At 38.8% G+C, this 3,915-nt stretch carries 3 protein-coding genes; all 3 read left to right on the top strand.

The genetic code is table 11. The features are described from left to right. Window positions 1-260: 260 nt before the first annotated feature. Window positions 261-971 (top strand): hypothetical protein, encoded by a 711-nt coding sequence (locus B2X72_RS04565; RefSeq protein ID WP_145326787.1) that lies wholly within the window; start codon window positions 261-263, stop codon window positions 969-971. Between the two features lie 10 nt (window positions 972-981). Then, window positions 982-1,638 carry a response regulator transcription factor gene (locus B2X72_RS04560; protein ID WP_145326786.1) on the top strand — a complete coding sequence of 219 codons (657 nt, stop codon included), beginning with the start codon at window positions 982-984 and terminating at the stop codon, window positions 1,636-1,638. A gap of 267 nt (window positions 1,639-1,905) precedes the next feature. Beyond that, window positions 1,906-3,915, top strand: a 2,010-nt coding sequence (locus B2X72_RS04555; RefSeq protein WP_286848403.1) for a glycoside hydrolase family 43 protein, incomplete at its 3' end; no start/stop codon positions are given.

Raw genomic sequence — 3,915 nt, 5'->3', positions numbered from 1 at the left:
ATTTTTTATTCTAAATAGTTGTTAAACAGTGTTTTGGGTGTATTGTTCGCTTGGTATATTGGTGCTTTATTTGAACTTTTTTACTTTAACAACAAGTGTTTTCCTATCTAAATTCCCCCATTTATCTTTTTCTTGCACGTATTTATACGCAGTACTTCAAAGGATACATATTTTATATAAATAGGTGTTAATTTTTAAAACTGTTCGTGCCTTGAAGTGGTTATTAGTTACAACATGAAATGGAAAACAATATGGGGGACGTGAACAAAAAACTATATTTTGACCTATCAGATGGACCGAAAGGCCAATCTGAAGGTCTAAAAGATCAGGCGGAGTTAAAGGAAGTATGGGACGGTAGCCAAGAAGATTTTTATAAATCGATTATTAGGAATCAACAGGATGATATCGGAAAAATAGGACGGTATTTTCGCGATGAACTGGCTCAGGAGCTTTACGGAATGCGTATATCGCTTCAGAATTTCACTAATCGTTATGGCGATTTTGAAGAATTACGTTGCCTACGTGATTCATTGACTACCTTAGTTATAGAAATCCGCAATAAAGCGGGATTGCTGTACAATCCCATATTAAATGACCTGGGAATTTTTCACGCTGTTGATGAAGCCGTTGCCAGTTACAAAAAACGATCTGGTTTTATAATTGATACGTTGCTTGACCCTCATTTGCGAGAATTACATCATCAGACGCAAATTCATCTATTTAAATTTCTGACTGCAATGTTTCAATATTTAAATGATGAAATGGCCTCGCAGTCGATCTCAATTTCAGTGCAGGTGATCGAATTTGAAATTCTTGTCAAAGTATCACCTTTTTTTCAACAAGGAGAAGCCTTGTCAGTATCAAAGCCCGAAAACAGACAAATGCGCTTGACGAAGATTGCAGAACTCTACAATGCGCAGATTATGAATGATACACTTGTAGCAGGTATTTTACTAAAATTGACTATTTAAAAAGATAATAATGATAAAAATCCTATTGGTTGAAGACCACATGGTTGTACGTAACGGAATAAAATTACTATTAGAATCTCAAGAAGGATTTGAAGTCGTTGGCGAAGCGTCGAATGGCAAAGAGGCGCTCGACTTCCTAAGTGCAAATTCTGTTCCTGATATCGTCTTAACGGATATCAGTATGGATGAAATGGACGGCATGGAATTGCTTCAGGTCCTAAACAAACAGTATTCATCTATTAAAGTGGTTATACTATCCATGCTGAATCAGATTAATTATGTCATTGAGGCGTTTGAATCTGGTCTGGCTGGCTATTTGGTCAAAAATGTTGGCTATCACGAATTGCTTTTTGGGCTGAATCATATTGCTAACGGAGGTCGGTACATGAGTGAAGAGATCGCCATGATACTTTTAGATCAAGTCCGTTCTGGGCAAAGCTATGCGCAGATCCCAGGAGAATGGCAAACGGATTTTGATATTTCGGAGCGTGAACTTGAAGTATTAAAACTGATTGCGGAAGGCTACACGAATGTTGAAATTGCAGATAAGATTTTTTTAAGTAAGCGTACTGTTGAGGGGCATCGTCAGAACCTCATAGACAAAGCGGGCGTAAAAAACACGGCACATCTGGTTAAGTTTGCTTTTGAAAGAGGTATTTTAAATTAGCGAAAATTTTCCTGGCAAATGATCAGGGAAATTTTGATCCGTAAAGATAGTGTCAGTATGTTGGTGTATATAGCGAAATGTTTTCGGATAGAAAAAGTCTGGATAGTAAAATGGGTTTGTGGGAATAGAAGAGGAATGGATTTCAATAAATTTATCTGGAGATTTTTAATCTGATACAAAATGATATTCAATTGATACGATTTACCTCCAATCTTAGCAAATATTTGTTCAATTTTAGGCTTTCACCTATATGATGTATTATAATCAATGAACAAAATATATTTGCTGCCTATTGCTTTCTTACTGTTTTTTGTCCCAAGGACATTTGCGCAAACTGTAAACAAAGATCAGATTGAAAATGCGCAGATGCCTATAAACGGCATTTTTCAAGCGGATCCGACCATATTCTATCACAAAGGATATTATTACCTTTATGGTACGAATGGTGATCAGCATGAACAGCAGGGCTTTAAAGTATACCAGTCTAAGGATTTAGATTCCTGGGTAAGTCCGGAGGGAGTTAATTCAGGTTTTGCGGCTGTAAAGGGTGATATCTTTGGATCAAAAGGATTTTGGGCTCCGCAAGTATGGTTTGAGAATGGTAAGTTTTATATGGCTTACACAGCCGATGAGCATATTGCAATCGCAGTCGGTGATGCTCCAACGGGTCCTTTTAAGCAAACTGCCAAAGTGCCAATTGCTATTGGGCAAAAGCAAATTGATCCATTTGTATTCCGCGATAAAGATGGGAAAAAATACCTATTTCATGTAAGGTTAAAGGATGGGAATAGAATTTTTGTGGCGGAGCTGAAGTCAGATTATTCCGGAATCAAGGAAGAAACGCTGAAAGAATGTCTCCATCCAGAACTTCCCTGGGAAAATACGGCGAATGCCGACTGGACAGTAAGTGAAGGTCCCACTGTCATTCGAGAGGGAAAATATTATTATATGTTCTATTCGGCGAATGATTTTCGGAATAAGGACTACGCTGTGGGTGTTGCTATCGCTGAAAATATTTATGGACCCTGGAAAAAACTGGAAGGTCAGCCTGCATTAAGCCGTAAAAATAGCGGGTTTGCCGGAACTGGACATGGAGACATTTTCAAAAAAGGAAAGCAATGGTATTATGTCTGCCATACACATTTTTCAGATGAAAAAGTTGCACCTCGGCGGACAGCCATAGTGCCGATTCAATTTGTGGCAAATAACAGCGGTGTCTTGGTTCCCCAATTCGACACTGCAAAGTTTCGATTTTTAAGCACAGATCAACCATCGAGGCAACCTAGAAAATCCTATCAAACAGATGTAGCCTTTGGTGATCCTTTTATTGTATTCGATCCACCTTCGGATCAATACTATTTATATGGAACCGGCGGGACTGAAAATGGATTTATAGCCTATAGTTCCAAAGATCTAAAGACATGGAAAAAGGAGGGAAAAGTATACGATGCCAAACAGCCGAATGGTTGGGGGGAAAAGGATTTTTGGGCGCCAGAGGTCTATCGTGTGAATAACAAATATTACATGTATTATAGTGCTCATTGGAAAGAAAATCCGAAAAAACACTTAGAAAACTATCGTATAGGAGTTGCAGTGTCGGATAGTCCATTGGGGCCATTTAAAGATCTGAGCGGGAAACCTATTTTTGATCCTGGATATCCCATCATTGACGCGAATGTTTTTAGAGATACAGACCATAGAAATTATCTGTTCTATTCACGCTGCTGCTACGAACATCCTGTGGAATCAGAAATTGCAACTTGGGCAGAAAAGAAATTTGGCTATAAGAATATTGAAGAAAGCTGGGTTTACGGAGTCGAATTGGATAGCAGTATGACGAAGGTGATTGGGAGTCCAGTTCTTTTAATGCGCCCCCCAGCTACGATGAACGACGCACAATCAGAATGGGAAAGTAGATCAGTTACTTCAGGTGAGGTCAATAGACGATGGACAGAAGGTTCTTTTTTGGTCAAAGAAAATGGATTATACTACATGATGTATTCGGCCAATTATTTTGCAGGAGCCAATTACGCTGTTGGCTACGCAACAGCAACTGCTCCTTTGGGAAGCTATCAAAAATCGGCATCTAATCCGATCATTGAAAAGAATACCAATAGAGGTGGAGTGGTTTCGGGTACTGGGCATAATAGTTTATTTCAGGACAAGGAGGGAAAAATCCGCTGTGTATATCACGGCCGTACCCTAAAGACGGGAGATCAGCGTATCGTTTTTATCAGCGATGTTTTTTTTGATGAAAAAGGACAGTTAAATATCTTT

The sequence above is a fragment of the Sphingobacterium sp. UBA7253 genome (assembly GCF_002472745.1).
Lineage (GTDB): Bacteria > Bacteroidota > Bacteroidia > Sphingobacteriales > Sphingobacteriaceae > Sphingobacterium > Sphingobacterium siyangense.
The sequence above is the reverse complement of the archived record's forward strand: the minus strand, read 5'-3'. Positions and strand labels throughout refer to the sequence as shown.